The 1,533-nt window shown below is 62.9% G+C and carries 2 protein-coding genes; both read left to right on the plus strand.

Annotated elements, in window-relative coordinates:
- The first annotated feature begins 257 nt into the window (after positions 1-257).
- On the plus strand, positions 258-1,280 hold the full coding sequence (locus AC0KUR_RS37850) for an EAL domain-containing protein (RefSeq protein WP_473377384.1): 1,023 nt from the start codon (positions 258-260) through the stop codon (positions 1,278-1,280).
- 62 nt (positions 1,281-1,342) lie between these two features.
- The coding region (locus AC0KUR_RS37855; RefSeq protein WP_473377385.1) for a hypothetical protein at positions 1,343-1,533 on the plus strand (191 nt) is incomplete at its 3' end.

The following is a 1,533-nucleotide window of genomic DNA, read 5'->3' on the forward strand; positions in this document are numbered from 1 at the left end:
CCGGCGCGCCGTGGATCGACGTGCGGGGCGGGGGCGATTGTTAATAAAAGTCAAATTTGGGTGGGGCATACCCGGATGATACTGGACAAAATGGATCGTTTTTGTCCGCGGCCGCTTGCTCAACCTACCCCCTTATCCAGCAAGACTTCGGCGCTCTTTTCGACGCTTGATTCCAGTCTGCTAGAAACGATCCTTTTAATCCGACCCGTTTGCCACCTGCCTCGCTCGCTAAAACAACGCGCGTACGGGGAGCTGTCGTGGTCAAAAAATATGTCGGGGTAGAACTCAAGCGTCAGCCCGTGCTGACGCGTCGATATGGCGCAGACGCCTGGGAGCGCGGACTGCAAGCCCTGCAGGCATCGGTCGAGCAGCGGCTGGGCGTGGCATGTCAAATTGCACCGTCGGCCACCGGATGGACTGTCAAGATCGAGCTCGATTCGGCCGTCCCGGACGTCCTGATCGGCATGATGGAGGCGACCCTGTCGGGCCTGGCCAGTCGCATGTTCGCGGATTTGCTGGACGACGCGAGCAATCAGGCGCATCTGGACGACGCCTCGCCTGCCTGTGCCGAGCCTTCGGCAGGCGTTCATGCGCGCCCTGTTTCCCACTCATCCCTCATGGTGGAGCCCGTCTGCGATGTCGATCGTCCGGACGTGGTGGTTTGCTACGCGTGTGTGCCGCAACCCATCAGCTCGCTTGCCGGCTCCTCCCAGACCCCCACTTCGGTTGATTCCGTGCCGTCAGGCTGGGCGCGCGAGCAAGAGCGTCAGCTTGTGGAGCGCGCGGTCGCGGCGCTGCATGCGCATGAGGATCTGCAACTCATTGTGCCGCTCACGCTGGCCGACGCGTTTGGCGCCGCGCACTGGGAGGCGATTGTCGAACTGTTGGCGGCCGCGCCCGCCGCAACGAGTCGGCTCATCATCGAATTGTCCGAAAGCGCTCCCGTGGCGTCGGACGTCGCCTATGAACAAATTCGCCAGCTGCGGCAGCTGGGATGCCGCACCAGTATCGGCGGGTTCGGTCCGCACTACAACGCCGAGGTACATAACGCGATCGCGGCGCCGGACCTGATCCGGGTAGATGGTGGGTGGCTCTCCGGGGTGCGGCGTGAACCGATTCGGTCGCGGCGGTACCGCGGCATGGTGCGGCTGGCGCAGACCATGGCGCGGCAGGTGGTGTCGACCGGAATCGACAGCGCGCTCGATTTGTCGATGGCCAAACGGGCAGGCGTGCGGTGGGTGCAGGGCCGGTACGTTGGGCCGCCGCGACTGCTGCACTAATTCCTTGGGGCTCAGAAGGCCCGCATCTGAACGTTAAAGCGATCGATTCGGAGTGTGTCGGTATGGCTGAGATGCTTATCGATAGGACTACAGATCAACTCAAGAGTCTGAGTCTGAGTGTGCTCGCGCTGTCGAAATCGTTCCCGGATCCGGAGGTGGCGGAGATGGTGTGCCGTGCCTATGACGCGGGTCTGGCCACGGGATTCTTCGGCAAGCAGTCGGCGATTGCGGAAGGGGCACGTCAGCGCCTGAG

The sequence above is a fragment of the Burkholderia sp. YHN3-13 genome, assembly GCF_055810675.1.